Annotated in this window: 27 protein-coding genes and 1 pseudogene; 12 read left to right on the forward strand and 16 right to left on the reverse strand. The window is 69.6% G+C overall.

Going from position 1 to position 25,868, the window contains the following annotated elements:
- Positions 1–485 (forward strand): annotated as a pseudogene (locus MTDSW087_RS30455) (hypothetical protein); the annotation flags it as partial.
- 57 nt (positions 486–542) lie between these two features.
- Here the strand turns inward: MTDSW087_RS30455 and MTDSW087_RS26490 are convergent.
- The 12 genes from MTDSW087_RS26490 to MTDSW087_RS26545 form a co-directional block, all read right to left on the reverse strand.
- Entirely contained in the window at positions 543–1,043 is a 501-nt protein-coding gene (locus tag MTDSW087_RS26490) for a Crp/Fnr family transcriptional regulator (RefSeq protein WP_238179414.1), read from the reverse strand.
- 594 nt (positions 1,044–1,637) lie between these two features.
- Positions 1,638–1,865, reverse strand: a complete 228-nt coding sequence (locus MTDSW087_RS26495) for a hypothetical protein (RefSeq protein WP_144768250.1) — start codon at positions 1,863–1,865, stop codon at positions 1,638–1,640.
- A 344-nt stretch (positions 1,866–2,209) separates the two neighbouring features.
- On the reverse strand, positions 2,210–3,484 hold the full coding sequence (locus tag MTDSW087_RS26500; protein WP_144768288.1) for an MFS transporter: 1,275 nt from the start codon (positions 3,482–3,484) through the stop codon (positions 2,210–2,212).
- Positions 3,477–3,614 carry a cbb3-type cytochrome oxidase assembly protein CcoS gene (gene ccoS / locus MTDSW087_RS26505; protein WP_144768252.1) on the reverse strand — a complete coding sequence of 46 codons (138 nt, stop codon included), beginning with the start codon at positions 3,612–3,614 and terminating at the stop codon, positions 3,477–3,479. The genes MTDSW087_RS26500 and ccoS overlap by 8 nt, the downstream gene beginning before the upstream one ends.
- Positions 3,611–5,941, reverse strand: coding sequence for a heavy metal translocating P-type ATPase (locus tag MTDSW087_RS26510; RefSeq protein ID WP_144768254.1), 2,331 nt, complete (start codon positions 5,939–5,941; stop codon positions 3,611–3,613). The genes ccoS and MTDSW087_RS26510 overlap by 4 nt, the downstream gene beginning before the upstream one ends.
- A gap of 12 nt (positions 5,942–5,953) precedes the next feature.
- Positions 5,954–6,472 (reverse strand): FixH family protein, encoded by a 519-nt coding sequence (locus tag MTDSW087_RS26515; protein WP_144768256.1) that lies wholly within the window; start codon positions 6,470–6,472, stop codon positions 5,954–5,956.
- A 2-nt stretch (positions 6,473–6,474) separates the two neighbouring features.
- Positions 6,475–7,995, reverse strand: a complete 1,521-nt coding sequence (gene ccoG, locus MTDSW087_RS26520; RefSeq protein ID WP_144768258.1) for a cytochrome c oxidase accessory protein CcoG — start codon at positions 7,993–7,995, stop codon at positions 6,475–6,477.
- A 187-nt stretch (positions 7,996–8,182) separates the two neighbouring features.
- Positions 8,183–9,064 carry a cytochrome-c oxidase, cbb3-type subunit III gene (ccoP, locus tag MTDSW087_RS26525; protein WP_373322014.1) on the reverse strand — a complete coding sequence of 294 codons (882 nt, stop codon included), beginning with the start codon at positions 9,062–9,064 and terminating at the stop codon, positions 8,183–8,185.
- Positions 9,065–9,067: 3 nt separating this feature from the next.
- Positions 9,068–9,217, reverse strand: a complete 150-nt coding sequence (locus MTDSW087_RS26530; RefSeq protein ID WP_144768260.1) for a cbb3-type cytochrome c oxidase subunit 3 — start codon at positions 9,215–9,217, stop codon at positions 9,068–9,070.
- A 5-nt stretch (positions 9,218–9,222) separates the two neighbouring features.
- Positions 9,223–9,969, reverse strand: a complete 747-nt coding sequence (gene ccoO, locus MTDSW087_RS26535; RefSeq protein WP_144768263.1) for a cytochrome-c oxidase, cbb3-type subunit II — start codon at positions 9,967–9,969, stop codon at positions 9,223–9,225.
- A 64-nt stretch (positions 9,970–10,033) separates the two neighbouring features.
- Positions 10,034–11,713, reverse strand: a complete 1,680-nt coding sequence (gene ccoN / locus MTDSW087_RS26540) for a cytochrome-c oxidase, cbb3-type subunit I (protein WP_144768265.1) — start codon at positions 11,711–11,713, stop codon at positions 10,034–10,036.
- A 288-nt stretch (positions 11,714–12,001) separates the two neighbouring features.
- Complete coding sequence (locus tag MTDSW087_RS26545) at positions 12,002–12,691, reverse strand: Crp/Fnr family transcriptional regulator (RefSeq protein WP_144768267.1); 690 nt, start codon at positions 12,689–12,691, stop codon at positions 12,002–12,004.
- A 595-nt stretch (positions 12,692–13,286) separates the two neighbouring features.
- Between MTDSW087_RS26545 and MTDSW087_RS26550 the strand changes: the two genes are divergently transcribed.
- Positions 13,287–13,541 carry a hypothetical protein gene (locus MTDSW087_RS26550; RefSeq protein WP_144768269.1) on the forward strand — a complete coding sequence of 85 codons (255 nt, stop codon included), beginning with the start codon at positions 13,287–13,289 and terminating at the stop codon, positions 13,539–13,541.
- Positions 13,542–14,226: 685 nt separating this feature from the next.
- Positions 14,227–14,730: a hypothetical protein gene (locus MTDSW087_RS26555; protein ID WP_144768271.1), complete on the forward strand. Its 504-nt coding sequence runs from the start codon at positions 14,227–14,229 to the stop codon at positions 14,728–14,730.
- A gap of 580 nt (positions 14,731–15,310) precedes the next feature.
- Here the strand turns inward: MTDSW087_RS26555 and hemA are convergent.
- Both hemA and MTDSW087_RS26565 read right to left on the reverse strand, forming a co-directional pair.
- The gene (gene hemA, locus MTDSW087_RS26560; protein WP_144768273.1) at positions 15,311–16,609 is read right to left on the reverse strand and encodes a 5-aminolevulinate synthase; all 1,299 of its coding nucleotides are present in this window, start codon (positions 16,607–16,609) and stop codon (positions 15,311–15,313) included.
- Positions 16,610–16,804: 195 nt separating this feature from the next.
- Positions 16,805–17,317 carry a hypothetical protein gene (locus tag MTDSW087_RS26565; RefSeq protein ID WP_144768275.1) on the reverse strand — a complete coding sequence of 171 codons (513 nt, stop codon included), beginning with the start codon at positions 17,315–17,317 and terminating at the stop codon, positions 16,805–16,807.
- A 204-nt stretch (positions 17,318–17,521) separates the two neighbouring features.
- Here MTDSW087_RS26565 and MTDSW087_RS26570 point away from each other — a divergent pair, with 204 nt between their 5' ends.
- Both MTDSW087_RS26570 and MTDSW087_RS30460 read left to right on the forward strand, forming a co-directional pair.
- Positions 17,522–17,878 carry a hypothetical protein gene (locus MTDSW087_RS26570; RefSeq protein ID WP_144768277.1) on the forward strand — a complete coding sequence of 119 codons (357 nt, stop codon included), beginning with the start codon at positions 17,522–17,524 and terminating at the stop codon, positions 17,876–17,878.
- Between the two features lie 360 nt (positions 17,879–18,238).
- Positions 18,239–18,385 (forward strand): hypothetical protein, encoded by a 147-nt coding sequence (locus MTDSW087_RS30460; RefSeq protein WP_186384009.1) that lies wholly within the window; start codon positions 18,239–18,241, stop codon positions 18,383–18,385.
- Positions 18,386–18,606: 221 nt separating this feature from the next.
- Here MTDSW087_RS30460 and MTDSW087_RS26575 read toward each other — a convergent pair whose 3' ends face one another.
- Entirely contained in the window at positions 18,607–19,422 is an 816-nt protein-coding gene (locus tag MTDSW087_RS26575) for an IS5 family transposase (RefSeq protein ID WP_144768294.1), read from the reverse strand.
- A 716-nt stretch (positions 19,423–20,138) separates the two neighbouring features.
- Here MTDSW087_RS26575 and MTDSW087_RS26580 point away from each other — a divergent pair.
- From MTDSW087_RS26580 to MTDSW087_RS26605, 6 genes are read left to right on the forward strand one after another with little or no spacing between them, the layout of a single operon-like run.
- Entirely contained in the window at positions 20,139–20,291 is a 153-nt protein-coding gene (locus MTDSW087_RS26580; RefSeq protein ID WP_373322079.1) for a periplasmic nitrate reductase, NapE protein, read from the forward strand.
- Between the two features lie 9 nt (positions 20,292–20,300).
- Complete coding sequence (locus MTDSW087_RS26585) at positions 20,301–20,609, forward strand: chaperone NapD (RefSeq protein WP_144768281.1); 309 nt, start codon at positions 20,301–20,303, stop codon at positions 20,607–20,609.
- Positions 20,610–20,649: 40 nt separating this feature from the next.
- A complete protein-coding gene (napA, locus tag MTDSW087_RS26590; protein ID WP_144768282.1) occupies positions 20,650–23,166 on the forward strand; it encodes a periplasmic nitrate reductase subunit alpha in 2,517 nt (838 codons plus the stop codon).
- Entirely contained in the window at positions 23,163–23,624 is a 462-nt protein-coding gene (locus MTDSW087_RS26595; RefSeq protein ID WP_373322078.1) for a nitrate reductase cytochrome c-type subunit, read from the forward strand. Before napA ends, MTDSW087_RS26595 begins: the two co-directional genes overlap by 4 nt.
- 1 nt (position 23,625) lies before the next feature.
- Positions 23,626–24,240 (forward strand): NapC/NirT family cytochrome c, encoded by a 615-nt coding sequence (locus MTDSW087_RS26600; RefSeq protein WP_238179809.1) that lies wholly within the window; start codon positions 23,626–23,628, stop codon positions 24,238–24,240.
- A complete protein-coding gene (locus tag MTDSW087_RS26605) occupies positions 24,231–24,737 on the forward strand; it encodes a DUF4142 domain-containing protein (protein ID WP_238179807.1) in 507 nt (168 codons plus the stop codon). The genes MTDSW087_RS26600 and MTDSW087_RS26605 overlap by 10 nt, the downstream gene beginning before the upstream one ends.
- 87 nt (positions 24,738–24,824) lie before the next feature.
- On the opposite strand, the gene MTDSW087_RS26610 is transcribed toward MTDSW087_RS26605, so the two are convergent.
- Positions 24,825–25,202 carry a hypothetical protein gene (locus tag MTDSW087_RS26610; RefSeq protein WP_144768284.1) on the reverse strand — a complete coding sequence of 126 codons (378 nt, stop codon included), beginning with the start codon at positions 25,200–25,202 and terminating at the stop codon, positions 24,825–24,827.
- A 213-nt stretch (positions 25,203–25,415) separates the two neighbouring features.
- On the opposite strand from MTDSW087_RS26610, the gene MTDSW087_RS26615 reads away from it, so the two are divergent.
- Positions 25,416–25,835 (forward strand): helix-turn-helix domain-containing protein, encoded by a 420-nt coding sequence (locus MTDSW087_RS26615; protein WP_144768286.1) that lies wholly within the window; start codon positions 25,416–25,418, stop codon positions 25,833–25,835.
- The last annotated feature ends 33 nt before the right edge of the window (positions 25,836–25,868 follow it).

Consider the following 25,868-nt stretch of genomic DNA (forward strand, 5'->3'; position numbering starts at 1 on the left):
GGTCCACATGGCAGATCCAGGTCAGGTTTCAGCACCCTCTTGGAATCACTGCCATCCCGGCCACTCAACCCTGCCTCAGCCCCTTATCGGACGGGCTCTCAGGCCCGGAGGTTCTCCTGCAGCCGCGCGCGGCGGAGACGTTCGGGCTGGCGCTGCACGAACTGGCCACCAACGCGGTCAAATACGGAGCCCTTACCTCACCCAGGGGGCGGGTGACGGTGCGCTGGCGGATCGAGGGCGAGGAACGTGAAGGCGCGGGCCGCCTTGTGTTCGACTGGGTCGAGACCGGCGCGCAACAGCCCGTGCTGGCACCACGATCGAGCGGCTTTGGTATGAGCCTGCTGCAGGACACGCTGCCCTACGAGCTTGAGGCGGAGGCCACAATCGCGTTCACGTCGCAGGGTCTGACCTGCCGCGTTGAAGTTCCCTTGACGCGGCGTGTGGTCCGCTCTGCTGAGGGTGACCTGTCAGAGCCTCCGCGCTGACGCGAGGATCCCCTGCAACGGAACGCGGCCATGCAGAGGCCGTCAGCCGGCAGCGGCTCAGTCTGTGGGGCGCTTTGCCAAGTGGAGGTAGATGGGATCGAACTCGCACGCACGGGTTAGCGCCTCCCATGATCCGATCTCCAGGGTGCTACTCTTGAGCGTGATCAGCCCGCTCCCGCGGAGCTCCTTCAGTACGCGGTTGACGTGCACGCTGGTAAGACCTAGCGCGTCGCTCAGGTCGATCTGCGTCAGAGGCAACGGGCAGCGATAGTCAGCAGCAATCCCGACCGCCTCCAGCCTCAGGTACAGCTCGCAGAACAGGTGCGCGATCCGCTGGTAGGCGTTGCGTCGGCCCATGCCGATCATCCACTCACAGGCGATAGCCGCGTTGATCAGCGTGTCGCGCCAGAGCACGGCTGCGATGGCGGTGGAAAAGTTGATCAGGTCCAGCAGAGCGTCATGGGGGATGAAGGCTACCTTGGCATGGGTGACTGCGCCGAGGCTGTGTCGCATCGTGTGAAGGTGCAGGCTTTGCAGGTCCGGCACGTCGCCGGGCATGTGGAACGACAGGATCTGCCGCCGGCCCTCCCGAGCAGCTTGTAGCGGTAGAGCCAGCCGTCGAGGACGAGGCAACAGTGCGAGGACTTGTCGCCGTCATGTAGGATGTCCTGCTTGGGACGCAGTACCTGTGGTCGGATCGGCAGGGTCAGAATGGCCTGCCGGTCCTCAGCCGAGAGCTCGCCGATGCTCTCCAGCTTGCGGAGGAGCAGGGTCAGGGCGTGAGGGTCCGAAGGGGAGGTCACCGTGACTCTGCCTCGATCGCTGTAGGTCACGCAGGCTTGCGCGCCCGCGACGGCCAAGTGGTGAGCCGCAAGCCTTTCTACCTCTACTTCCCGCAGGCACGCAGCCAAGCGCAGAAGGGCTGAGGCCGCCGAGCGGGCTGGAGAGTAGGGCTTGTGCAGCAGCTCGAAGCCGTGGGCCTCCTCGGATAGTTAACGGTCCCGCAACGTCCCTATGTTTCACTGTGAGGGCCGGGCGGAGATCTCCGTCCAATGCAGGAACCCTCATCGCTGCCCCCCCCGGCGGTGAGGTTTTCTTTATAACACGCACTCCTGTGCATGTGGGTCTGGATCTCATCGACCCGCGTCACTGCTACTCTGGCGCGTCGACACCGATCTCACGGCCGTAGAGGGCAGCCGCCTTGCCGCGAGCCAGCAGCGCGCGAACACGGTGATCGCGCGCCATCCTCCAGAGTACCTGTTCGTCCCTCGCCGTGGTCTTGCCATGGTACCTCAGCGCTCCGACGCTGATTGAGTCGGCCATTCGCTCAAGCACAACGGCTTCAGTAATTAACCGGGCGATCTGGGAGTTTTTGGACACCTGACCCTCCCCTCAGGGCCTGCTCTGTGCAAAGGACAATGGCCCTGAGCGAAAATCGTGCCTGCGCTGTCGTGCTCATCTGGCCGAGATCTCCTGCGTGACGACGCTCTGCTCCTCGACCGCTGAGGCAGTTGCGGCAACCATCCGACGGACCCAACCGGTCGCCCTCTCTATTGAGGTCAGCACGCCCCCCACCTCGTCCGAGGTCGGGTCAGGTCGGTCTGTTTGAAGGGAACTAGTCTGCGAACATCACTGCTCAGGAGCCAAAATGCTCCCCACCGACTGCGACAACTTCGGCAGGTGACACACCTAAGATGGCACTCCGATTGGTCGGGCATGGGGGGTCATACGGCTGGGCGCCGCGCGGCCGACATGGGCAGGATGGCCGCCGCGGCGACCAGGCAGAACGCCCCCGTGGCCAGGAAGGCCGGTACGTAGCTCTCCATGCCGCTCCGCGCCAGGCCCGCCGCGTACGCCCCCACGGCCGCCCCGAGCTGATGGCCGGCGAACACCCAGCCGAGGACGAGCGCCGCCCGGTCTCGCCCGAAGCGCGCGAGGATGAGCCTTGCCGTGGGCGGGACCGTCGCGATCCAGTCCAAACCGTACACCGTCGCGAACACGGACAAGCCGACGAACGAGAGGTCGGAGAAGGGAAGGCAGAGGAGCGACACGCCGCGTAGCCCGTAAAACCAGAACAGCAGCCAGCCCGCGTCGAAGCGGTCCGCCAGCCACCCCGCCGCCGCGGAGCCGACGAAGGTCAGGGCGCCCATGCCCGCGAGGAGGCTCGCAGCCTGGAGCGGGCGCACCCCGACGTCGGCGCACAGCGGCACGAGGTGGCTCTGCACCAGCCCGCCGGTGCTCGCGCCGCAGACCACGAAGGTGCCGAGCAGGACCCAGAACAAGCCTGATCCGCCGTCCTTAATGCCGACGTGGGGCGCGCTACTTGCCGAAGGCAACGATCCGGGCTGCGGCCCTCGCGCGCCGTAGGGCAGCAGCCCGACCTCATCCGGCTCCTCGGGCACGAGGCCCAGCAGGGCGACGGTCGCGAGCGCGAGCAGTACGCACAGCGCGAGGATGCACCCGCGCCACCCCTGCCCCTCCGCGATCGCGGCGAGCCCGGGGAGCGCCAGCATCTGCCCCGCGGTCGCCGCGGCGCCGAAAAGCCCGAGGACCAGCCCGCGCCGCGTCGCGAACCAGCGCGCCGCGACGGCGGCGCCGAGCGCGAGGGAGACCAGCCCGCTTCCCGCCCCGGCCAGCACACCCCAGCACAGGACGAGGTGCCAGGGTTGCGTCATCGCGAGCGACGCAACGAGCCCGGCTGTGAGGAGCGCGAAGCCGCAGCAGGCGGTGCGGCGCACGCCCCACGCATCCGTCAGGAACCCGGAAAGCGGACTCGCGAGGCCGAAGACGGCCAACCGGACGGCTAGAGCCGACGAGATGGTCACGGCGTCCCAACCGAACTCCGCGCCGAGCGGCACGATCAGCACGCTCGGTGCCCCGACGGCCGCGGCCGCGGCCAGCAGGGCGAGGAAGGTCGCGCCGGCGACGTGCCAAGCCCGGTGGCAGCCGAAGCCGCCCGCCGGTAGCCCGAGCGTCGGTGCGAGCGCGCGTTCAATCATCATGCAGGACCCGGTACTCGGCGCCCTCGATGTCGTCGTACTGGCCGCTCTTGAGCGCCCAGAGGAAGGCGAACAGGCCGAGCGTGCCGAGCGCCAGTGCGAGAGGGATGACGAGGAGCAGGACGTTCACGCGACGCCTCCGGCGGACGGAAGGGCGGGGAGTTCGACGACTTTGCCGCCGTCGGGAAGCACCGGATCGGGCCGGGGCGTCGTCGCCCGGGCACGAAGGGCATTGAGCGTGACGACGAGGGAGGAGCCCGACATCGCGAGCGCCGCGATCAGGGGTGTAAGGAAGCCCGCGGCCGCCATCGGGACCGCCACGAGGTTGTAGGCCGCCGAGAACCAGAGGTTCTGCAGCATGAGGCGGCGCGCGCGCCGGCCGGCCGCCAGCACCGCGAGCACCGGCACGAGGCTGCGGCCGAGGAACAGGGCATCCGCCGCTGCTTGGCTCACATGGGCGGCGGTCACCGGCGAGAGCGAGGCATGGGCGGCGGCGAGCGCGGGGGCGTCGTTGAGCCCGTCGCCCACCATCAGCACCCGGTGGCCGGCGCCTGCCAGCGCCTCGATCCGGGCGATCTTGTCCTGCGGGGTAAGCCCGGCAGACCAGTCCACCACCCCGAGGCGTGTGGCGACGGCCTCGACCGCGGCGGACCGGTCGCCGGAGAGGATCAAGACGCGCCGGCCCGACCGCCGCAAGGTCGCGACCACCTCGGCGGCATCGGGCCGGAGCGCCTGGCGCACCGGGAAGGCGGCCGGCGCCCCCTCCCCAGCCCGGAAGCAGATCACCGAGGCGTCCGGATGGGCTGCCAGCACGGCGGCGGACTCAGCCTCCGCCCCGCAGAAGCGGGCCGAGCCGAGGCGCAGCTCGACGCCGTCCACGAGCGCGCGCACGCCGAGCCCGGCCGCCTCCTGCGCGCCCGGGAACGGCTCGACGGGCCCCGCCGCGGATGCGAGCGCGGCCGCCATCGGGTGCCGGCTCGACAGCGCCAGACGCGCCGCCGCTTCCAGGGCCGCGGGCGTGATTGTCCCGCCGCACAGGGTCGATTCCGGCAGGGTCAGGGTGCCGGTCTTGTCGAACACCACGGTGTCGACCTGGGCGAAGCGCTCCAGCGCCGTGCCGTCGTTGAGCAGGACGCCCTCGCGGAACAGGGCGCCGGCCGCCACGACCTGCACGGCCGGGATCGCGAGGCCGAGCGCGCACGGGCAGGTCACGATCAGCACGGCCACGGCATCGAGCAGCGCCGCGTGCCAGCCGGCGCCCGCCGCGAGCCAGCCGGCCAGCGTCAGGGCGGCGGCCGCATGGACCAGCGGGATGTAGAGGCGCGTCGCCCGGTCGGCGAGGACGAGGGCGCGCGAGCGCGCTTCAAGCGCCCGCCGCATCAGGCCTTCGACCTCGTCGAGCAGGCTCGCGCCCGCCGACGCCGTCACCCGCACCGTCAGGGCCCCGCTGCCGTTGAGGGCGCCCGCGAAGACGCGCTCGCCGCCGCGCACGGTGACGGCGGCGGTCTCACCGGTCACCAGGCTGTGGTCGAGCTCGGAGCTGCCGTGCTCGACGAGCCCGTCGGCCGGCACCCGCTCGCCCGGTCGGACCAGGATGCGGGCGCCCGGCACGAGCTCCGTGAGCGGGACATCGCGCAGGCCGCCGTCCGGCTCGGCGAGCGTCGCGCGCTCGCTGCGCAGCGCCGCGAGGTTCTCCGCGCAGGCCCGCGTCCGCCGCCGCATGGTCTGGTCGAGGACCCGACCGATCAGCAGGAAGAACAGCAGCATCACGGCGCCGTCGAAATAGGCGTGCGCGGCGCCCGAGAGCGACTCGACCACGGACATCACGAGGGTCAGGACCACGCCGAGCGTGATGGGGACGTCCATGCTGACCCGGCCGGCCCTCAGCCCCCGGAAGGCCCCCTCGTAGAAGGGCCGCCCGGCATAGGCCGCGGCCGGCAGGGCGATGACGGCCTGGATCCAGTGGAACAGGTCGCGGTTCTCAGGGGGCATGTCGGAGACGTTGCCGGCCCAGACCGAGATGGCGAGCAGCATCACGTTCATCGACGCGAAGCCCGCCACCGCGAGCGCCCGGATCAGCCGCTTCGCCTCGGCGGCCTCCGCGTCGGAGGCGCGACCGGGTGCGAAGGGCTGGGCCGTGAAGCCGAGCCCTTCGAGCGCTGCCAGGACGGCGGCGATGTCGGCCTCCGCGCGCGGCTGCCAGGTGACCGAGAGCCGGCGGTCGGAGACGTTGAGCCGCGCCGCGGCAAGGCCCGGCAGATCGGCGAGGCCCCGCTCGATCGCGGTCATGCAGGCGGCGCAGCGGACGCCCTCGACGGCGAATTCGGCGCGCGCCGCGCCGTCCGCGGCGCGCGACACGAAGGCGGCGTAGTCGCGCCCGAGCGAGGGTCTGGTGTTCGCCTCGCTCCAGGCGGCGTGAGCCTCCACGTAGGCGAGCGCCATGTCGGTGCAGCACATCGCGCTCTTCCCTCAGTCCAGGATGACCCGGTGCCGGCGCCGGAAGGGCGCACCACCTTCCGGGTCCGCAACTTCCACGACCAGTTCCCACTGTCCGGCCGGCACGGCGGGAAGGTGCGCCGCGTAGAGCCCGGGCGCGGTCTCGGCGGCGGCCGCCGCGCGGTCGGCGCGCTTGTCAGTGGGCCGCTCCAGGCGGACCTGCACGGTTCGGCCGGTGAGCGGGTTTGCATCGCCGTCATGGAGGGTGACGCTCACCGCGGCGCCCCCCGTCCCTGCCCGCCGCACCATGGCGTCGAGAATCCAGCCCCGTGCGCTCAAGAGGCGGGCGCGCCGCAACTCGGCGTTGTAGCGCTGGCTGGTCTGATAGGGCGAGGGCTCCTCCAGGCCGGACCAGGTCCGGAACGCGGAGGTGACAAGGAATGCGTCGGCGCACGCGATGGTGCCGAAGAAGGCGGCGAAGATCCCCAGCACCTTGCGGCCGGTCAGGCGGCACGTGGGCCGCGAGGTAAGTGACGAGGTGATTGCGGGCATGGTCAGGGTGCCTTGAAGGTATCCTGGGCCAGCGCGGTCTCGCCCGTGGCCGGATCGTGGATTCGGAACGTGAGGGGCACGCTCGGGTCCGGGCGCGCGCCGGCCGGGGCGAAGACCAGGACGCGGAATTCCTGCGTCGCGTCCGGGGGGACCGGCAGAGCGCCCGGCGTCCCGCCGACGACCTCGACCCGCGCCTCCGCCAGGCCCTCCACCGAGAGCGCGAAGCGCCGCTCCGCGTGCCACTTGTTGATGAGCCGCACCGTGTAGCCGTTGCGCGTTGCGCCGTCGGAGAGCGTCACGAAGAGCGGGTTGCGGTCGTGGAGGACGCTCAGGCCCGCGAAGCTGCGGGTCGCGAGGCCGTACAGCATGCCGCCGCCGACGCCCGCCACCAGCAGGCCGTACAGCACCGTCCGCGGCCGCAGGATGCGGCTGACGGGCGGCCCGCCCGCCGCGCGGCTCCGGCAATTGGCCTCCGTGTCGTAGCCGATCAGGCCACCCGGCCGCCCGAGCCTGCCCATCACGGTGTCGCAGGCATCGACGCACAGGCCGCACTGGATGCAGTCCATCTGGAGCCCGGCGCGGATGTCGATTCCGGCCGGGCAGGCGGTGACGCAGGCGAAGCAGTCGACGCAGTCGCCGGCGGGCTGCCCGGCCGCACGTAGGGCCGCGGTCTTCTTCGCGGAGACGCGCGGTTCGCCGCGCTCACCGCGATAGAGGATGTTGAGTGCATGCTCGTCGGTCAGCGCGGCCTGGATGCGCGGCCAGGGGCACATGTAGGTGCAGACCTGCTCGCGCATGTGACCGGCGAGCAGATAAGTCGTCGCCGTGAGCGTGAGGATCGCCATGTAGGCGACGGGCGGTGCCTGGAAGGTGGCAAGTTGCGCGACGAGCGTCGGCGCGTCCGCGAAGTAGAGGACCCACGCGCCCCCGGTCCACCACGCGATCATCAGCCAGATCGCGTGCTTCATCGTGCGCAGGGCGACCTTCTCGACCGACCAGGGCGCGGCGTCGAGCTTGAGCCGCGCGCGCCGGTCGCCCTCGATCAGGCGCTCCACGGCCAGGAACAGGTCGGTCCACACGGTCTGCGGGCAGAGATAGCCGCACCAGACCCGTCCGGCGACGGCGTTCATCAGGAACAAGGTCAGGGCCGCCAGAATCAGCAGACCCATGACGTAGGTCACGTCCTGCGGCCAGAGCTCGATCGAGAAGGCGTAGAAGCGCCCGCGGTCGAGGTCGATCAACACGGCCTGGGACGGCTCGCCGGGCCCGCGGTCCCAGCGGAGGAAGGGAACCAGGTAGTAGGTGCCGAGCGTCAGCGCGAGGAGCGCCCACTTGATCCGCCGGAAGGTCCCGTGGACCGCCTGCGGGTGGATCTTCGTGCGGGCGGCGTAGAGCGACCCGCTCACCGCGGGGATCGCCGCGCGCGTCGCGGCCGTCCCGAACTTCTTGGCGCGCCCGACTCCGGGGGTGGAGGAGGCCAGCCTAGCCGGCGCTTTCGTCTCTGTAGGTTCGGCGAGCGACATCGGTGCTGTTTCCCGTCCGGCGACGAGGCCGGCGCCGATGTCGGTAGAGGGGACCGGCAACGGCTGCCTTGATCTCGCTCAAACGGGACCAAACCCGGATCGGGACTCGTGAGCCTCCGACTTGCCCCGATCCGGCTTCCCGCGCCCACCGGGGCGGAAAGTGCCCGGTAGGCGGCGACCGCCTCGGCTACTTGCCGCCGCCGAGGCCGTGCACGTAGACGGCGAGCGACTTGATGGTGGCCGGGTCGAGACGGTCCTCCCAGGCGGGCATCACGCCCTTGCGCCCGTTCGTCACCGTGGCGACGACCTGCTCGGGCGAGGAGCCGTAGAGCCAGATCGGGTCGGCGAGGTTCGGGGCGCCCATCTCGGGATTGCCCGCGCCGCGCTCCCCGTGACAGCCCGCGCAGTTGCCGGCGAAGACCTCGGCGCCCTTCCCCGGGTTCGCCCCGGCCACGCCCGGCTTGCCCGACAGCGCGAGCACGTAGCTCGCCACCGCCTCGACCTCGGCGCGGGACAGGACGCCGTCGCGCCCGAAGGCCGGCATGTCGCCCACACGCGCCTCGCCGTGGCCCGAGCGCGCCCCGTACCGGACGGTGCGCTCGATCTCCTCCGCCGTCCCGCCCCAGAGCCAGTCGTCGTCCTGCAGGTTCGGGTAGCCGGCCCGGCCGGTCGCCGAGGTCCCGTGGCAGGCCGCGCAGTTGTCGCCGAAGGCCGCCTTGCCGGTGGCCAAAGCCAGGCGCAGCAAGGCTGGGTCGGCCCGGATCTCCGCCACCGTGGCGCTGGCGAGTTGCGCCTGCCCGCGCGCGTCGCGCTCGCGGCGGACCGCCTCGACCTCGTCGAGCACGGTCGCGCGCTGCGAGTAGCCGAGGACGCCGCCCGTGTAGCCGCTCACGAGCGGCCAGGCCGGGTAGGCGATCCAGTAGCCGAAGGCCCAGACGATCGTCGCGTACAGGCCGTAGAGCCACCAGCGCGGCAGCGGGTTGTTGTACTCGGCGATGCCGTCCCACTCGTGCCCGGTGGTGTCGGGCGACGCGGGTTGCTTTTGACCGGGTTGCGCGATGTTGGCCACGGCTCAGTCCTCGATCAGGGGGAGATGGGCGGCCGCGTCGAACCGAGCGCGGTTGCGCGGCCAGCAGGCGTAGATGCACACGGCGAGGAAGATACCGACGAAGTAGATCAGGCCGCTGGTCTGCGCGAAGGCGGCTGCATGTTCGTAGGTCATGGCGCTCACCTGAGGTTCTTCTTGTCTTCGTAGATCTTGAAGTCGACCATCGTGCCGAGAACCTGCAGGTAGGCGATCAGGGCGTCGATCTCGGCGGCCTTGCCCTTGTCGCCGCCGAAGTCGCGCACGGTGGCGCCCGGGTAGCGGCGCTGCAGATCCGCGGCGCCCGGTCCGTCCGGGTCGAGCTGGGCCTTCAGGTCGGTCCGGGCGAGCGCGACCATCTCGTCGGTGTAGGGGACCCCGAGCGCCCGGTTGGCCCGGAGGTCGTCCGCGATGGCGTCGGCGTCGAGGGGCCGGTCGAGAAAGGCGTAGGTCGGCATGATCGAGGCCGGCACCACGGCGCGCGGATCGACCAGGTGCTCGCGATGCCACTGGTCGGAATACTTGCCGCCGACGCGGGCGAGGTCCGGCCCGGTGCGCTTCGATCCCCACTGGAAGGGGTGGTCGTAGATGCTCTCGGCCGCCAGCGAGAAGTGCCCGTAGCGCTCGATCTCGTCGCGCATGGGCCGGACCATCTGGCTGTGGCAGAGGTAGCAGCCCTCGCGGATGTAGATGTTGCGGCCGGCAAGCTCCAGCGGCGTGTAGGGCCGGACCCCCTCCACCGTCTCGACGGTGCTCTTCAGGTAGAACAGCGGCGCAATCTCCACGAGGCCTCCGATGGCCACGACGAGGAGCGCGCCGATGAGCAGGACGATGGAGTTCGTCTCGAAGATCTCGTGCCTCTTCCAGAGGCCGGGTTGGGCGGTGGCCATCGGGCGTCTTCCGTGATGGGTGGGTTGCCCGGGGCCGCCGGTGAGGTCGGCCCCGTGTTTGACTTCACTCGGCCGGAGCGAGGCCGGCGGTGGCGGGGAGCGCGTCGCCTGCAGGCAGGGCCTCGTTTTCGACCGCGGTCTTGCCCGCGATGGTCATGGCGAGGTTGAAGGCCATGATCAGCGCCCCGATCAGGAACAGCACGCCGCCGAGCGCCCGGACGAGATAGTAGGGCTGCATCGCCTCGACGGTCTCCACGAAGGAGTATTCGAGGAATCCCAGGGCATTGTAGGCGCGCCACATCAGGCCTTGCATGATGCCCGCGACCCACATCGAGGTGATGTACAGCACGATGCCGAGCGTCGAGATCCAGAAATGCCACTCGACGAGCTTCAGGGAATACAATTCGCGCCGGTTCCACAGCCACGGGACGAGGCAGTAGAGCGCGCCGAAGGAGATGTAGGCGACCCAGCCGAGCGCGCCCGAATGCACGTGGCCGATCGTCCAGTCCGTGTAGTGCGAGAGCGCGTTCACGGCCTTGATGGACATCATCGGCCCCTCGAAGGTGGCCATGCCGTAGAAGGCCAGAGACACGACCATGAAGCGCAGCACGGGATCGGTGCGCAGCTTGTCCCAGGCGCCCGACAGCGTCATCAGGCCGTTGATCATCCCGCCCCAGGAGGGCATCCACAGCATGATCGAGAAGGTCATGCCGAGCGTCTGCGCCCAGTCGGGCAGCGCCGTGTAGTGCAGGTGGTGCGGCCCCGCCCAGATATACATGAAGATCAGCGCCCAGAAGTGGATGATCGACAGGCGATACGAGTAGATCGGCCGCTCGGCGCGCTTCGGCACGAAGTAGTACATGATCGCCAGGAAGCCGGCGGTGAGGAAGAAGCCCACCGCGTTGTGGCCGTACCACCACTGGATCAGCGCGTCCTGGACGCCCGCGAAGATCGGATAGGACTTCGAGCCGAACACCGTCACCGGCAGGGCCAGATTGTTGACGACGTGCAGCATCGCGATGGTCACGATGAAGGCGAGGTAGAACCAGTTCGCGACGAAGATGTGCGGTTCCTTGCGCTTCCAGAGCGTGGCGAGGAACACGAGCAGGTAGACGACCCAGACGACCGTCAGCCAGAGGTCGGCGTACCACTCGGGCTCGGCGTACTCCTTGGACTGGGTGACACCCATCAGGTAGCCGGTGCCCGCGACGACGATGAACAGATTGTAGCCGAGCACCACGAACCAGGGCGCGAGCTCGCCCGCGAGCCGGACCCGACAGGTGCGCTGCACGACGTAGAGCGAGGTGCCGATCAGGACGTTGCCGCCGAAGGCGAAGATCACCGCGGAGGTGTGCAGCGGGCGCAGGCGGCCGAAGCTCGCGTATTCGAGGCCGAGATTGAGCGCGGGCGCCCAGAGCTGGAAGGCGATGATGCAGCCGACGAGGAAGCCCGCGATGCCCCAGACCATCGCGGCGACCGCCGTGAACTTCACGGGGCCGAGGTTGTAGTTCGGCCGGCCGTCGATCACCTGCGGCGGCGCCTCGGCGGGCCGTGCCTCGTAGCGCTTGAGGATGGCCACGACGCCCGCGACCGCGGCGAGCGCGAACACGGCCATATGGACGCTGAACGGAGCATCGACCGCCCGGGCGGACGCGAGAGCGCAGAGGAAGGCCCCGATGAGCAAGGTCAGGCCTAGGCCCACCTCCCCTTCGGTCAGATGCTTGGGAACGGGTGTCGCGGCCATAGCTCGCTCGATTCGCCTCGTGCTGGGAACGGGTCTCGCTGCGCTTAGGAGGCGGGACGAGCCTGAGCCTTGATTTGAATCAAACCGCGTCTCGCGGGACCGGATCGGCACAGCGTGGGCAAGCCGGACGCCCGGATGCGGCGAGGTGGCGCCCGGGCGCTTGGAGCGTTGTCGTGGAGCGAACGGATGCTCGCCGGCCACGCCGTCCTCTTGAGGCTGGTGCGATCATACTTGGGCTGGCGGGCCAGCCAAGGGCGCGGCCCGCCGGAACGCTCCGCCGGCGGTGCCTCAACCGGCGACCTGGGCCAGCCGCTCAGGATCGAGGACGACGATCCGGGCCCGGCCGAGCCATACGAGGCCCTGCCTCTGCCAGCCGCCGAGGATACGGCTGGCCGTGAAGTAGCTGACGCCCGTCATCTCCGACACGTCCTTGCGCGTCACGGGCGTCGTGATTTCAAGTCCCTTCGGACCGTGGCGCCCGACCTGCCCGACCAGCCGCAGGAGGACGCTGGCCACCCGTGCCTCGGTGCCCTTGTCCGTCATCTCCGCCAAGCGGTCGACCATCTCGCGCGCGCGGTCCCCTACGGTGTTGAGCGCGTTTACCGAGATCGCGGGATGACGGCTCATAAGATCCAGGATCTGTACCGACCCCCAGCATAGGACGTTCGTGGGCTTACCCGCGGTCGCCGTCGCCGGAAACGCGACTTGCCGGAACACCGCGACGCAGCCGACGAGGTCGCCTGCTCCCATGAACCGGAGCGTCGTCTGCTCGCCTTCCGGGTTCACGCGCGTGAGCCTCACCAAGCCGGTGCTGATCTGGAAGAGCTGGCTCGGCGCATCACCCTGGTGGAACAGGGTGGCCCCCGACGCGAAATGCCGTTGCGTTGCCGCGTTCAGCAGGATCTCGGCGGTGCGCCCATCCAATTCCGTGAACAGGGCGCCCCGCGCCAAGCTCGACCGTCGCGGCGCTGGGTTCATCGACCGTCGTCCTCTCCAATCCTCTTCACGGGACCGCCGCGCACCCCTGATGGGCCGGACTTTCGGATGGACCGCAAGACCAACCTTCGTCAGGCGGTCAGGTCGCCCTTCGCGAGCGTACGGGTTAGGCATCAAACCCCGCGCGCGCCTTGATCTCGCTCAAGGGGTGCGGGTTCGCGTGGGCGGCGTCGGTCCGGTGCCAGGCTTAAACGTTCGGTCGAATGGGTCGTTCGCGTTCGCCATGGTCGCGGCGGCTTGCGCGTCCGTGCTGCTCGGCTTCGGCGGCACCAGCGTCATCATGCAACGCGAGCCGCCTACGTACCCCGCTCGACGCAGTCGCACCAAGCCGGCGGCCACGGACCAAGCCCCTCCGAACGATCCTGCAGGCCTTGGGTCGGATGCTTCGCACGTCGCGCCGGTGCTGATCCGCGACCATGGCCTTGGACAGATGGCAGCCGGGACGAGGCGGATGCGGCACCGGTTCTCGTGAGACGCTCGTCGTCCTGATCGCCGGGAACACGTCCTTGATCCACCTCAAGGTCGATAGGCGGCTCCTGGTGTGAGGAAGACGGCGCCGAAAACGGAGTCAGCACCGATGCGCGAGCGTATGTCCTCCCTGGTATGGAGCCCGATCAGGGGCTTCGTCGCCCTCTTCATCGCGGCCATCGTGCTCGGGGCCGCCGCCGTGGCAGCCACTTTCGCGCTTCTCGTCGCGACGTTGTTCTTCAATGCCGGCGGCCTCATCTTCCAGGCCCTGGTCGCAGGCATCAAGGTCTTGGGTCCGGTGATCGTGGCGCTCGTCATCCTGACGAGCGGGGTGCTCGGCTTCTGCCGGTCGGCCAACGCATGAGGTCGGATTCCCGGCGGGACGTCGCCGCGACGCCCGCCACCTCGTTCCGACCGGCCGCACGGTACGTCGAAGGAGACGGCGCTCGACCTCGGCGCCGAGACCTTGGCGCCGGCCAAGCGGCGCGTCCGCTTCGAGGCAGCGCCTCGCGCGGCCGGGTCGGGACGCCATGCGGCGTTGCGGCTGGTCGACAGCGGACTTCCGTCATGGACAGGCCCGCACGTCCTTCGGTGGCAGCGTGAACCGGGCGCCGCTCGGTCGCGTCGCGAATGGCGACCGAGGAGGTGCGGGTGCCGTCCCTTCGGTCTCGTGCGGGGCGACGTCCCAATGCACGCCCCTGGCCTGTCCTCCGGCCGTGAAGGGGCGGTGATCCCTGACCCTGGCGTCGTCAACTCCTGTGCCCTCCTCATCCGTGACACCAGAGGGGGCCTGCGTGACGCATGTCGCCGCACGGGACGTGAACGGCCGAACGGTAGGGCCTCCCCCTGCCACGGGCGAGATCCGGATGCCGCAGGGCTTCTTGCGCTGGATCAAGGTCGCCGGTTCGGCCTGGTGGCAGGCTTCGCGCTCACCTTGCCCCCGAGCGCAAGCGTCGAGCGGGGATGTGTCGAACCTCACGACCGGCAACGCCGCTCCCGCGGGCGAACCCGCGCCGCGGGGCTGCCGCGCAACCCTTGGACGGATGTAAATGGGCGAACACTACTCGGCGTCCCGAATCGGCGCTGACGACGCCGACCTAGCCTTCCCCTTGCTCAGTCTCCGTTATCCCGACCTGTCCTTGCAGGACTGGCGCAAGACGGTTCGCCGCCTCACGCGGATGCCGCGCGAGCACGGCGGCCTGGTGATGGTGCGTGATCTGCGAGGTCGCGTCTTCGCCGTCTTCGCATACCGGAGCGGCGGCACCCTCGACGGCGGGGACGTCCTGCGCGTGAGCGACGTCCTCATGGGACGCCTCCCCGGCGACTTGCTGCCGAGTGCCGTCGTCGCGGCGGCGACGCAGCTCGCCGGGGAACTGGGGCATCCGCGCGTCGCCATCGAGTACGCGGACGAGGGGTTCGGGAGCGATGCCGCAGGAGTCTTGTCCAAGGCGGGGTTCGAGGACGGCGGGCGCCTGCTGGTCCGGACGGCGGCCGAGGTCGGCGGAGGCCGTCAGGCGACGCCCGGTTTCTTCGCGCCTGCTCCGGCCGGGTGACGGAAGGGGGGGCCGCTTCCTCGGGCGCTGAAGGCGCATGGCGCCCCGCCCTTCCGGCTTTCCACGCCACCCTGGTCCGACCCCGGTCCGGACCTGCCTCGGTCACCGATGGCGACTCCCCCATTGTGGCCAAGCGTCCCAAGTCAGACGGCTTGGCTCAAGCCCAAGGAACCCGACGAAACCGAGATGCGATGAACGCGTCGCTCGGCAGTGGGGAAGCCTCATTGCATTCCCAATACGGTCGAGCCGCCACCGGGCGACGCCCTCGCCGCTGTGACCGTCTGGTGCGTCGCATCAACGGCGACGGTCGGGTCGTGCGCCTTGGCCGCCCTGTCCTCGGTCGCGTTCCTGCAAGCGTATATGTCGGCTTCCGGACTGCCGACGACCGCCGTCGCCTCGGGGCCGCGAATGTATCCGACGGCTTGGCCTCCCTGACCCCTAGCCTCCCGGGAACCGGCGAGCTCCCGCGGGTGGCGCCGGACGCCTGAGGGGGCTGATTCGGAACGTCCGTCGCTCGCTTGGCCATCCGCGTGAAGCGGTGGCGCCCCTTAGGTTCGGTGCCGGGGTCGCAGCGGCACGGCTACTCGGCGGCGACGCCGAACGCGGTGCCGGCGCGCGGGATGCCGAGAGCGTCCCAGGTCTCGGCGAGCGCCGCGGTGAGCTTGCTGATCTGCGCCTCGTCGTGGAAGGGCGAGGGCGTGATGCGCAGCCGCTCCGTGCCGCGGGGCACGGTCGGGTAGTTGATCGGCTGGATGTAGATGCCGTGGCACTCCAGCAGGTGGTCGGCGGCCGCCTTGCACAGCTCGGCATCGCCCACCATCACGGGCACGATGTGGGTGGAGGTCGCCAGCACCGGCAGGCCCGCCGCGTCGAGGGCCGCCTTGGTGCGGGCGGCCTGGCGCTGATGCGCCTCGCGCTCGCTCTTCGAGTGCTTGAGGTAGCGCACCGAGGCGCGGGCGGCGGCCGCCACCGCGGGCGGCAGCGCGGTGGTGAAGATGAAGCCCGGCGCGAAGCTGCGCACCGCGTCGCAGATCGCGGCCGAGGCCGTGATGTAGCCGCCGACGCAGCCGAAGCCCTTGGCGAGCGTCCCCTCGATCACGTCGACCCGGTGCATGACACCGTCGCGCTCGGCGATGCCGGCCCCGCGCTCGCCGTACAGGCCGACCGCGTGGACCTCGTCGAGATAGGTCATGGCGCCGTAGCGGTCAGCGAGGTCGCAGATCCTGGCGATCGGCGCCACGTCGCCGTCCATCGAGTAGACGCTCTCGAACACGATCAGCTTGGGCCGGTCGCCGGCCTCGACGAGCAGCTCCTCCAGATGGGCGAGGTCGTTGTGGCGGAAGATGCGCTTCTCGCAGCCCGAATGGCGCACGCCCTCGATCATCGAGTTGTGGTTGTAGGCGTCCGACAGGATCAGGCAGTTCGGGATCAGCTTGGCGATCGTCGAGATGCCGGCCTGGTTCGAGACGTAGCCCGAGGTGAAGACGAGGCCCGCCTCTTTGCCGTGCAGGTCGGCGAGCTCGCGCTCGAGATCGACCAGCGGCGAGTTGTTGCCGGCGATGTTGCGGGTGCCGCCCGCGCCGACGCCGCAGCGCCGGGCCGTCTCGGTCATGGCGCCGACGACCTCGGGGTGCTGGCCCATGCCGAGATAGTCGTTGGAGCACCACACGGTGATCTCGCGGGTCGAGCCGTCGGCGCGGCGCCAGTTCGCCGTCGGGAAGCGCCCCGCGATCCGCTCGATATCGGCGAAGACGCGGTAGCGCCGCTCGCCGTGCAGGCTCGACACGGCTTCCCGGAAGTAGCCTGCGTAATCCTGGCCGCCCCTATCGCCTGCAAGCGCCGGGGAGTCATGAGCGTCCGAAGCGAGCCGGAGATGCATGCGCGGGTATCCCTCTGGGCTTCGCGGGCGCTCTGCCGCCCACGGGAGCGGGGCGCCGAACGCGCGGCGTGGAACGATGACGGCCTGCCAATGCCGAAGATTCGGCACGCAAGCCTTGATGTCGATCAATTGGTCCGTTGGCCAGGACGTCCGGTCCCTATCTCCGACGCGAGGACCGGCTCCGGATCGCCCGGCTCAAGTCTCCGAGGCCAGGCGCGAGCGCGCGGCGATATCCCGCACCACGACCAAGGCGTCGTCCCGCGAAACGCATCGCGTGAGGCGCCAAGGGGACGTCCCGTCCTTGAACAGGGCGACGACGGACCAAGCCACGGAGCCGTCGCTCCAGACCTCCGGTCTAACCCGGATCTCCGAGACCCGCACCAGCGCCTGCCTGCGCGTCCAGGCCAATCCGAACGAGCTCCCTGTCCGCTCGGAGAGGGTGCCTTCCCGGGGATCGACCGTGACCGTCGTACGGAAGCCCACCAGCGCGACGCCGAGAAGAGGGAGGCAGACCGCGAGCGCCCCAGCCGACACGAGCCAAGTCAGGAGGGTCGCGGCATCGAAGGTTGCGCCGCCGGGACGGACGAGGAGTTCCCAGGGCGGGAGGAGCAGAGGAAGTCCGGCGAGACCCAGGATCGCACGCGCGCCGCCGCCGAACACCTCCTCGAACCTGACAAGGTCCTGCGCCGGATCCGACGTTCCCGTCATCTGTCCCTGGTCCTCGCCTGCCGCGCACCGGCGGCCCGCGCCCGGGCCGGGCGGGCCAATTTTCACGCGTTCGCCCTTGGGGTATCCGGCCCGAGCGACGCGTCCTGTCCTTGATCCAGCGCAATGCCGGGAGCTTCGCGGTGTCGGACAAGGCCGCCGTCCGGTACGGTCACCACCTGCCCGACTGCCAAGGAAAACAACGATATGCGTACCTCACTCCCCCTTCTCGCCGCCGCCCTGCTCGCCTGCTCCGCCCTGCCCGCGCTCGCGACCCCGTGCGGACAACAGGTCGGCGCCCTGCAGCGCCGCCTCGACAGCGTGGGCGCCGTTCGCGTGGCCGGCCTGGAGCCTGGCCACACTCTGACCGCCGGCTCGGCCAAGGCCCTACCCCGCGCCTTGGCCGAGGTGCCCAGAGACCCGCAGTTGAAGCCTACGCGCGAGAACGTCGCGGCCGCACGACTCCTGATCCGCGAGGCCCAGGCCGAGGACCAGGAGGGCAACCAGCGCGCCTGCGAGAACATCCTGACCGACGCCAAGCGCCTCATCGGCGCCCTGCCCTAGCGTCGCCGCGGGCTTCGGCCCGGGCCCCGCTCGCTTCCGCGGTCCGCGGCATGCCTCATCGTCGCGCCCGGAAGCCTCATCGCCGTCCCAAGGGAGGCGTCTCCGACATGCGGACCCGACTTTCGCCATGCTGGCGCCGATCCCGGCAAGCCTCTTCGTGGCGGGGTCGGTTCCCCTAACCGCCCCGGGCGCGGCGTACCGTCTCCGGGGCCATCCGCAGCGCTCCCGCTCCGGCGGTCGAACAGGGGGCCCGTCATGGCCGACCTTTTGCCTTCCCGTCCCCCGGCTTCTTCCTCCACGCCACTTGCGGCGGAGGCGTACAGGGCCTTCTTCGTTGCCCGCAACGGCCGCGTCACCGGGATGGTCCCCGTCCAGGCAGCCTCCTTGGACGAGGCCTGCTTCCTGGCACGCGCGCTCGTCGAGGGGGACGAGGTGGTCGAGCTCTGGGCGGGCCTGCGAACGGTGGCACGTTTCGAGCACGACGGCGGCAGCAGTCCTCTCTCCTAGCCGCCCGCCGTCCGGTCGGTGGGGCGAGCGCGGGCATGGAGCCGTTCGGGCTCCCGGAAGCCCCATTCCGCGCCGGCGTCCGACCGGCATCGGCATTGCCAATGGCGCCGGAATGCCCTGTCCCGCCCCAGGACCCTACTCGACGTCGCGGCCTTCGAAATGAGGCCCACCGGCCGGGCCCGGCGCACCCGGTCGCTTGTGGGCGCCGATCAACCCCGCGTCTAGAGGCTGTTACGGACTGCTGCGAAATCGGCAGCCCTGCGGAGCAGTAGGACGCTGAAGGCGACGAGGTGCAGCCCGGCCAGGGTAGCCGGCAGGCGTTCGTAGTCGCGGGCCAAGCGGCGGAAGCGGGCCATCCAGGCGAAGGCGCGCTCGACCACCCACCGGCGTGGCAACAGGACGAAGCCGCGCTTGGCTTCGGGCAGCTTCACCACTTCCAGGGCGATGCCGTGATCAGCCGCCGCCTTCGCTGCGCGCTCGCCGGTGTAGCCCTGATCGACATAGGCGAGATCCACGCTGCCGCCGGTGGCCTCCTGCACGGCGTCAGCCAGCGCGGCCACGGCGGCGCGGTCATCGGCATCGGCGGGTGTGACATGCAGCGCCAGCACTTGGCCGAGCGTATCGACCGCCGCGTGCAGCTTCGAACCGCGGGTGCGCTTGTGTCCGTCCCAGGCAGCGCGAGCGCCACTCTCGGGCGTCGAGCGGAGCGTCCGGCTGTCGAGCACCACGGCCGAAGGTTCCTCGGTCCGGCCCGAAGCCAAGCGCAGCACGGCGCGCAGGTCGTGGACCAAACTCTCGAAGCAGCCGGCCCGCAGCCAGCGTTGTGCCTGGTCATACACGGCGTGCCAGGGCGGCAGATCGTGGGGCATCGCGCGCCAAGCCACGCCGTAGCGCACGACGTAGCGCAGCCCGTTGAACACCTCCCGCAGACTGTGCTCACGCTGGTTGGCGGTCTCGGGCAACAGCGTCAGGTAAGGGGCGACCAGCGCCCATTCTTCATCGCTGACATCGGAGGGGTAGGCACGGCGGGACTGCATCGCCGCCAAATTGGTGCCCTCGTAGGTCCGTAACACCCTCTAAGGCGACCTCGCCCTCAGCGCCTGCCGGAGCATCGCCTCCTGCGGCACGCCCCTGAACGCCCGGTGATGGTCGCCTTGGCCGTAGATCCGGCCCGCGTCATCGCTGACCCGGCCATGCGACATGCCCGATAGGGCCATCCGAGCCTCCGGTGGGCCGGCGCGCGCAGGAAGGATGGCATGCCTCGTCCGCAGGAAGTCATCGGGCGGCCTCCCCCACCGTATCCGCTCACGGTCGCTCGCGGTCGACGCGAACTCGTCCTTGTTTGCGCAGTCGCAAAGAACGGTACGCGCATTTCGCTAAGGTGAGCGGAGGCATGCAGCCGTTCGGGGAGGGGCGGATTGGGCGTCGACACGGTGGATCCAAGCCGGGGGGTGCGCGAAGCCAAGCGGTGGCCTCACACCTTGCCCACGGCGTCTCGCTCGGGACCATGCTTTGGCCATCCGACCTCCGCCGCCCGCGCTCCGCGATGCATGCGCCCACACGCACGGTTCCCAAGCGGGGGCGCGCGATCGCGAGCCCCGTGCTTCCTGCGCCTTGCCGGCCGGCGATACGGATGCGGGAGCGTCCTCCCGCGCCCGGCACGGGCACCGGAAGGCCTGGTTCCGGCTACGGCGGTCCGGGTCGGGCTCAATTGAGGGGGCTGCCAGTGCGAAACCCGCAGGTTCGAGTGGAAGTGCCGGCGCGAGGAGGCCGGGCGCGGGAGCTGCTGACGTTCCTGGCCTTGGCGGTCCTGATCTGGCCCTTCATCGCCGTCGGGGTCGTCGCCGGCTGGGGCTTCCTCGTCTGGATGTACTACGCGTTCACCGGTCCCCCGGGACCCGTCTAGGAGAAAGCGATGGCGCGTGAACAAGCGTCCTGGTCCCGACGGGACCTGCTGGGCGGTCGTCCGGCCGCGAGCCCCGCGGCAGGTGGCGAGCACCATGTCAGCGGGCTCGTGGTTCACGCCCGACCTGAGCGACTGGTCGCGGTGTTGGCCTCGCTGAGGGCGATGCCGGGACTCGACGTGCACGGCGACACGCCCGCCGGGAAGATCGTCGCGACCTTGGAGACCCCGACCGAGGACGACGTCGTGAGCCGATTGGGCGATATCGGGGAGCTCCCCGGCGTCCTCTCCACCGCGCTCGTCTACCACCGCTTCGACTAAGCGCGCCGGTCGGCGACGCTCCCCTATCCAGGAGACGATCATGGACGTGTCCCGTCGAACCCTGCTCAAGGCGCAGGCCGCCGCGGCGGCCGCCGCCGTCGCGGGTATCGACCTTCCGGCCGCGGCGCAGAACCTCGCCGCCGGCGAGGAGATCGCCCTCAAGTGGTCGAAGGCGCCGTGCCGATTCTGCGGCACGGGCTGCGGCGTGATGGTCGGGGTGAAGGACGGCCGCGTGGTGGCGACGCACGGCGACATGCAGGCCGAGGTCAACCGCGGCCTGAACTGCGTGAAGGGCTACTTCCTTTCGAAGATCATGTACGGCGCGGACCGGCTGACGCAGCCCCTGATGCGGGTGCGCGACGGCAAGTTCGACAAGAACGCCGAGCTGCAGCCGGTCTCCTGGGACCAGGCCTTCGACGAGATGGCCCGGCAGTGGAAACGTGTCCTGCGCGAGAAGGGTCCCAAGGCCGTCGGCATGTTCGGCTCGGGCCAGTGGACCATCTTCGAGGGCTACGCGGCGACCAAGCTCATGCGCGCCGGCTTCCGGTCGAACAACCTCGATCCGAATGCCCGGCACTGCATGGCGTCCGCCGCCGTCGGCTTCATCCGCACCTTCGGCATGGACGAGCCGATGGGGTGCTACGACGACTTCGAGCACGCCGACGCCTTCGTGCTCTGGGGCTCGAACATGGCGGAGATGCACCCAATCCTGTGGACGCGGGTCATCGACCGTCGCCTGAGCGCGCCGCATGTGCGTATCGCGACGCTCTCGACCTACGAGCACCGCACGACCGAGCTCTCGGACCAGTCCCTGATCTTCCAGCCGGGGACCGACCTCGCCATCCTGAACTTCGTGGCGAACTACATCATCCAGAACGGCGCCGTGAACCGCGACTTCGTCGACCGGCACGTGAACTTCCGGGTCGCCAACACGGATATCGGCTACGGCCTCCGGCCCGAGCACGTCCTGGAGCAGCGCGCCACGCATGCCAACGAGGCAGCCGTCTCGCAACCGTCGAACTTCGAAGCCTACGCCCGGATGGTGGGCGAGTACACCCTCGACAAGACCGCGGAGCTGACCGGGGTGTCGAAGGAGCGCCTGCTGACGCTCGCGAAACTGTATGCCGACCCGAAGACCAAGGTGATGTCGCTCTGGACGATGGGCTTCAACCAGCACGTCCGCGGCGTCTGGGCGAACCACCTCGTCTACAACATCCATCTTCTGACCGGGAAGATCTCGGAGCCCGGAAACAGCCCCTTCTCGCTGACGGGGCAGCCATCGGCCTGCGGCACCGCCCGCGAGGTCGGCACCTTCTCGCACCGCCTGCCCGCGGACATGCAGGTCAACAACGCCGAGCACCGCAAGCATGCCGAGGAGATCTGGAAGCTGCCTCCCGGCCTGTTGAACGGCGAGATCGGCTACCATGCCGTGCAGCAGGACCGCATGCTCAAGGACGGTAAGCTCAACGCTTACTGGATCATGTGCAACAACAACCTGCAGACGGCGCCCAACACGAACAATGAGACCTATCCCGGGTACCGAAACCCGGCCAACTTCGTCGTCTGCTCCGACCCCTACCCGACCGTGACCGCGATGGCCGCGGACGTCGTGCTGCCCACGGCCATGTGGGTCGAGAAGGAGGGGGCCTACGGCAACGCCGAGCGCCGGACCCACATGTGGCGGCAACTCGTCAATGCGCCCGGCGAGGCCCGCTCGGACCTCTGGCAGCTGATGGAGTTCTCGAAGCGGTTCACCACCGACGAGGCCTGGGCGCCGGAGATCCTGGCCGCCCATCCGGAGTACAAGGGCAAGTCCCTCTTCGACGTGCTCTGGCGCAACGGCAGCGTCGACCGCTTCGGTCTCTCCGAGATCGCGGCCGACCACGACAACGTCGAATCGAAGCGGTTCGGCTTCTACGTGCAGAAGGGCCTGTTCGAGGAATACGCCTCGTTCGGGCGCGGCCACGGCCACGACCTGGCGCCGTTCGACCGCTACCACGAGGTCCGCGGCCTGCGCTGGCCCGTCGTCGACGGCAAGGAGACCCGCTGGCGTTATCGCGAGGGACACGACCCCTACGTCGAGAAGGGATCTGGCTGGCAGTTCTACGGCAACCCGGACCGAAGGGCGGTGGTCATGGCAGCCCCCTACGAGCCGCCGGCCGAGGCGCCGGACCAGGAATACGACCTCTGGCTGGTCACCGGGCGCGTGCTGGAGCACTGGCACTCGGGATCGATGACGATGCGGGTGCCGGAGCTGTACCGGGCCTTCACCGGCGCCGTGCTGTTCATGCATCCCGACGACGCGCAGAAGCGCGGCCTCCGCCGTGGGCAGGAGGTGCGGATCGTGTCGCGGCGCGGCGAGATCCGCTCCCGGGTCGAGACCCGTGGACGCAACAAGATGCCGCCCGGGCGGGTCTTCGTTCCGTTCTTCGATGCCAGCCAGCTGATCAACAAGGCGACCCTGGATGCGACGGACCCTATCTCGAAGCAGACCGACTTCAAGAAGTGCGCCGTCAAGGTGATCGGCGTCGCCATGACCGAGCGCGGGGCGGAATGATGCGGCGTCTCCTGCTCTCCGCCTGCGCCGGCGCGACGTGCCTCGTCGCCGGTGCCCTGTTCGCACAGGAGGCGCCCCGACTGACCGGCCCGGAGCCGTTCACCAAGGAGACGCCGGCCCCGCCGATGCAGCGGCAGGTCACCGACGACGTCCGCCGTAAGCGCAACTACCCGGACCAGCCTCCCCTGATCCCGCATGCCATCGAGGGCTACGCGCTCGACCTGAACGCGAACAAATGCCTCGCCTGTCATGCCCGGAAGTTCACCGAGCAGTCGCAGGCGCCTATGATCAGCGTCACGCACTACCAGGATCGCGAGGGGAACACGCTCGGCGGGGTCTCCCCGCGGCGCTACTCCTGCCTCGCCTGCCACGTGCCGCAGACCGCCGCGAAACCGCTCGTCCCGAACACCTTCGTCGACATGGACGCGCTCGTCGAGCGCGAGCCCCGGGGGCGCTGAGATGGCGGCTATCGCGCGGGCGTGGTCCTGGTTCTGGCTGAACCCCTGGGTGCGCACGGCGACGCGCCCCCCCGTCACCCTGTCGCTGGCGTTCCTCACGCTCGGCGGCTTCGTCGCAGGCGTCCTGTTCTGGGGCGGCTTCAACACGGTCCTGGAGCACACCAACACCGAGGCGTTCTGCACGTCGTGCCACGAGATGAAGACGAACGTGTTCGAGGAACTCAAGGGCACGATCCACTACGCCAACCGCTCGGGCGTTCGCGCGACCTGCCCCGACTGCCACGTGCCGCACCAATGGACCGATAAGATCGCGCGCAAGATGCAGGCCTCCAAGGAGGTCTGGGGGCACCTCTTCGGCTCCATCGACACGCGCGACAAGTTCCTGGACCTGCGCCGTCACCTGGCGGAACACGAGTGGGCGCGGATGAAGGCCAACGACTCCTTAGAATGCCGCAACTGCCACAGCGCCCAGTCGATGGACGTGTCGAAGCAAAACCCGCGGGCGGCTGCGGCCCACGAGAAGGACCTTTTCACGGGCCAGAAGACCTGCATCGACTGCCACAAGGGCATCGCCCACAAGCTTCCGAACATGCAGGGAGTTCCGGGATGGCAATGAACTGGCGCCGTTTGGCTCTCGCGGCGGTTGCCCTTTGGGCGTCGGGCATGGGCAGGCCGCACGCGGATGACGCCGCGGGACGGTTCATCGAGGCGGCCTACTCCTCCGCCGTGTTCCAGGACCGGATCTCGCGCATCGCCGCCGCCAAAGACACGAGGCCGGGGGTCAAGGCGCTCGCCGAACGCGTCCGCGACTTCCGGGCGTCGCAGCTGCCCGAGCTCGCCCGGTTGGCAGGAGTGACTGGCGTCGAGGTACGGGACACGCTCGACCTGGAACTGCGAAGCATCGTCGAGAACATCGAACCTCTGGACTACCTGGCGCTCTCCCGGCGCTACGCGGAGGTTGAGGTGCAGGCTATTGGCCGGGAGATCGCCGTCTACGAAGGAGCCGCTCAGTCCGATGCACAGCCGATCCGCGATTACATCGCGGCGACGCTGGGACGCCTGCGCGATCTTGAAGCGGGAGCAAAGCTCGAACTTTCGGCGGTCGCGCCCTAGTGCACCGACGCCGATAAATCGTACAGCGAGCAGGCAGAGTCCTCCCACAATCGCAACGGAGCCGGATTTCCGCGCCGCAGCTCCGCCCTAGGCGGCAGGCAGGGCCGGTCGGATAAGGGCAGCGCCGAGCCTATCTCGGATCGCGGCCTCGGCCTCTGGAAGCGCGGTCCCAAGCGCATGACGGGCGATCCGGATCACGTCGCCAAGCGGTAGGGCCGGGGCGCGCTCGCCGGTCTCGTCACGCAGCTGCCGGTGCCGCTTGACGAGGGCGTCTACGAGGGCGGCGTCAACGGCGAGGCGCGTGCGCAGGTCCTCGGCCTCGGCGGCTGTGGCCTGCAGCGCGAGACGCTCGGCATTGCGGCGATCGCGCGACGCCTGGGCCCGGCGACGGGCGCCGGCCATGCGGCGCGCCTTCCGGGTCGAGGGGTGGGGCACGGTGCTCGGGGTGTCGGCGGAACGGGGCAAGTGCGGGTCTCCGGGGCGTGACGTACTCCCCTAATCGTCGGCCTGCGCCAAGCAAGGCACAATTAGAGCAGATCCCGCGCAGCTTGAGACGGGTCAGCGGATGACGCGTTGACAGGTGAAGGAGCTTGTCCATGCCTTCAACGTTGTCTGTGGATCCGCCGGAGCGTGTCGTGGCTGCCGTGGTTCTCAAACGGACCAAACCAGCCCCGGCGAATGACCGAAGCCGATCAGGACGTGAGTAGGCAAGTTCGCATCCTACGGCAGGCGAGCGGTCTAACCCTTGTCGAGATGGCCTCCGCTCTCGGTATCTCGTGGCAGCAGATGCACAAGCACGAAACAGGGGGGAGTCGCATCGGCGCCGGCCGTTTTCAGGCCATCGCCAACCTGTTCGGCGTGCCGGTCTCAGCCTTCCTCGATGGGGATGTAGAGCGCGTCGCAAGCCGCCCGGATCTAGAACTCCTGGCGAAGCCGGGCGCTTTGGAACACTTGCAGCTCTATGCAGGCGCCTCGGACGACGCCTCACGGCGCAGCATCCTGGCCCTCGTCACGGCAGCGGCACACGTGTGTCCGCCGTCAGCACTCCTGAGACAGATTGAGGGTCTTCACGAACGGAGGATGGCTGGTTCATCGTAGCCCCCAGGAGCGAAGATGAAACAGACGTCCGGG

It is taken from the genome of Methylobacterium dankookense (assembly GCF_902141855.1).
Classification (GTDB): Bacteria; Pseudomonadota; Alphaproteobacteria; order Rhizobiales; family Beijerinckiaceae; genus Methylobacterium; species Methylobacterium dankookense.

What these genes read in the sequence shown, in the direction of transcription:
- napA (WP_144768282.1), top strand. Translation starts at nt 20,650, where the DNA reads ATGGACGTGTCCCGTCGAACCCTGCTCAAGGCGCAGGCCGCCGCGGCG.
- MTDSW087_RS26570 (WP_144768277.1), top strand. Translation starts at nt 17,522, where the DNA reads ATGCGTACCTCACTCCCCCTTCTCGCCGCCGCCCTGCTCGCCTGCTCC.
- MTDSW087_RS26510 (WP_144768254.1), bottom strand. Translation starts at nt 5,941, where the DNA reads ATGTGCTGCACCGACATGGCGCTCGCCTACGTGGAGGCTCACGCCGCC.
- MTDSW087_RS26530 (WP_144768260.1), bottom strand. Translation starts at nt 9,217, where the DNA reads ATGACCTACGAACATGCAGCCGCCTTCGCGCAGACCAGCGGCCTGATC.
- ccoO (WP_144768263.1), bottom strand. Translation starts at nt 9,969, where the DNA reads ATGGCCACCGCCCAACCCGGCCTCTGGAAGAGGCACGAGATCTTCGAG.
- MTDSW087_RS26575 (WP_144768294.1), bottom strand. Translation starts at nt 19,422, where the DNA reads ATGCAGTCCCGCCGTGCCTACCCCTCCGATGTCAGCGATGAAGAATGG.
- MTDSW087_RS26490 (WP_238179414.1), bottom strand. Translation starts at nt 1,043, where the DNA reads ATGCCCGGCGACGTGCCGGACCTGCAAAGCCTGCACCTTCACACGATG.
- MTDSW087_RS26605 (WP_238179807.1), top strand. Translation starts at nt 24,231, where the DNA reads ATGGCAATGAACTGGCGCCGTTTGGCTCTCGCGGCGGTTGCCCTTTGG.
- MTDSW087_RS26615 (WP_144768286.1), top strand. Translation starts at nt 25,416, where the DNA reads ATGACCGAAGCCGATCAGGACGTGAGTAGGCAAGTTCGCATCCTACGG.
- MTDSW087_RS26550 (WP_144768269.1), top strand. Translation starts at nt 13,287, where the DNA reads ATGCGCGAGCGTATGTCCTCCCTGGTATGGAGCCCGATCAGGGGCTTC.
- MTDSW087_RS30460 (WP_186384009.1), top strand. Translation starts at nt 18,239, where the DNA reads ATGGTCCCCGTCCAGGCAGCCTCCTTGGACGAGGCCTGCTTCCTGGCA.
- MTDSW087_RS26500 (WP_144768288.1), bottom strand. Translation starts at nt 3,484, where the DNA reads ATGATTGAACGCGCGCTCGCACCGACGCTCGGGCTACCGGCGGGCGGC.
- hemA (WP_144768273.1), bottom strand. Translation starts at nt 16,609, where the DNA reads ATGCATCTCCGGCTCGCTTCGGACGCTCATGACTCCCCGGCGCTTGCA.
- MTDSW087_RS26515 (WP_144768256.1), bottom strand. Translation starts at nt 6,472, where the DNA reads ATGCCCGCAATCACCTCGTCACTTACCTCGCGGCCCACGTGCCGCCTG.
- MTDSW087_RS26555 (WP_144768271.1), top strand. Translation starts at nt 14,227, where the DNA reads ATGGGCGAACACTACTCGGCGTCCCGAATCGGCGCTGACGACGCCGAC.
- ccoG (WP_144768258.1), bottom strand. Translation starts at nt 7,995, where the DNA reads ATGTCGCTCGCCGAACCTACAGAGACGAAAGCGCCGGCTAGGCTGGCC.
- MTDSW087_RS26545 (WP_144768267.1), bottom strand. Translation starts at nt 12,691, where the DNA reads ATGAACCCAGCGCCGCGACGGTCGAGCTTGGCGCGGGGCGCCCTGTTC.
- MTDSW087_RS26565 (WP_144768275.1), bottom strand. Translation starts at nt 17,317, where the DNA reads ATGACGGGAACGTCGGATCCGGCGCAGGACCTTGTCAGGTTCGAGGAG.
- ccoN (WP_144768265.1), bottom strand. Translation starts at nt 11,713, where the DNA reads ATGGCCGCGACACCCGTTCCCAAGCATCTGACCGAAGGGGAGGTGGGC.
- MTDSW087_RS26600 (WP_238179809.1), top strand. Translation starts at nt 23,626, where the DNA reads ATGGCGGCTATCGCGCGGGCGTGGTCCTGGTTCTGGCTGAACCCCTGG.
- MTDSW087_RS26595 (WP_373322078.1), top strand. Translation starts at nt 23,163, where the DNA reads ATGATGCGGCGTCTCCTGCTCTCCGCCTGCGCCGGCGCGACGTGCCTC.
- MTDSW087_RS26585 (WP_144768281.1), top strand. Translation starts at nt 20,301, where the DNA reads ATGGCGCGTGAACAAGCGTCCTGGTCCCGACGGGACCTGCTGGGCGGT.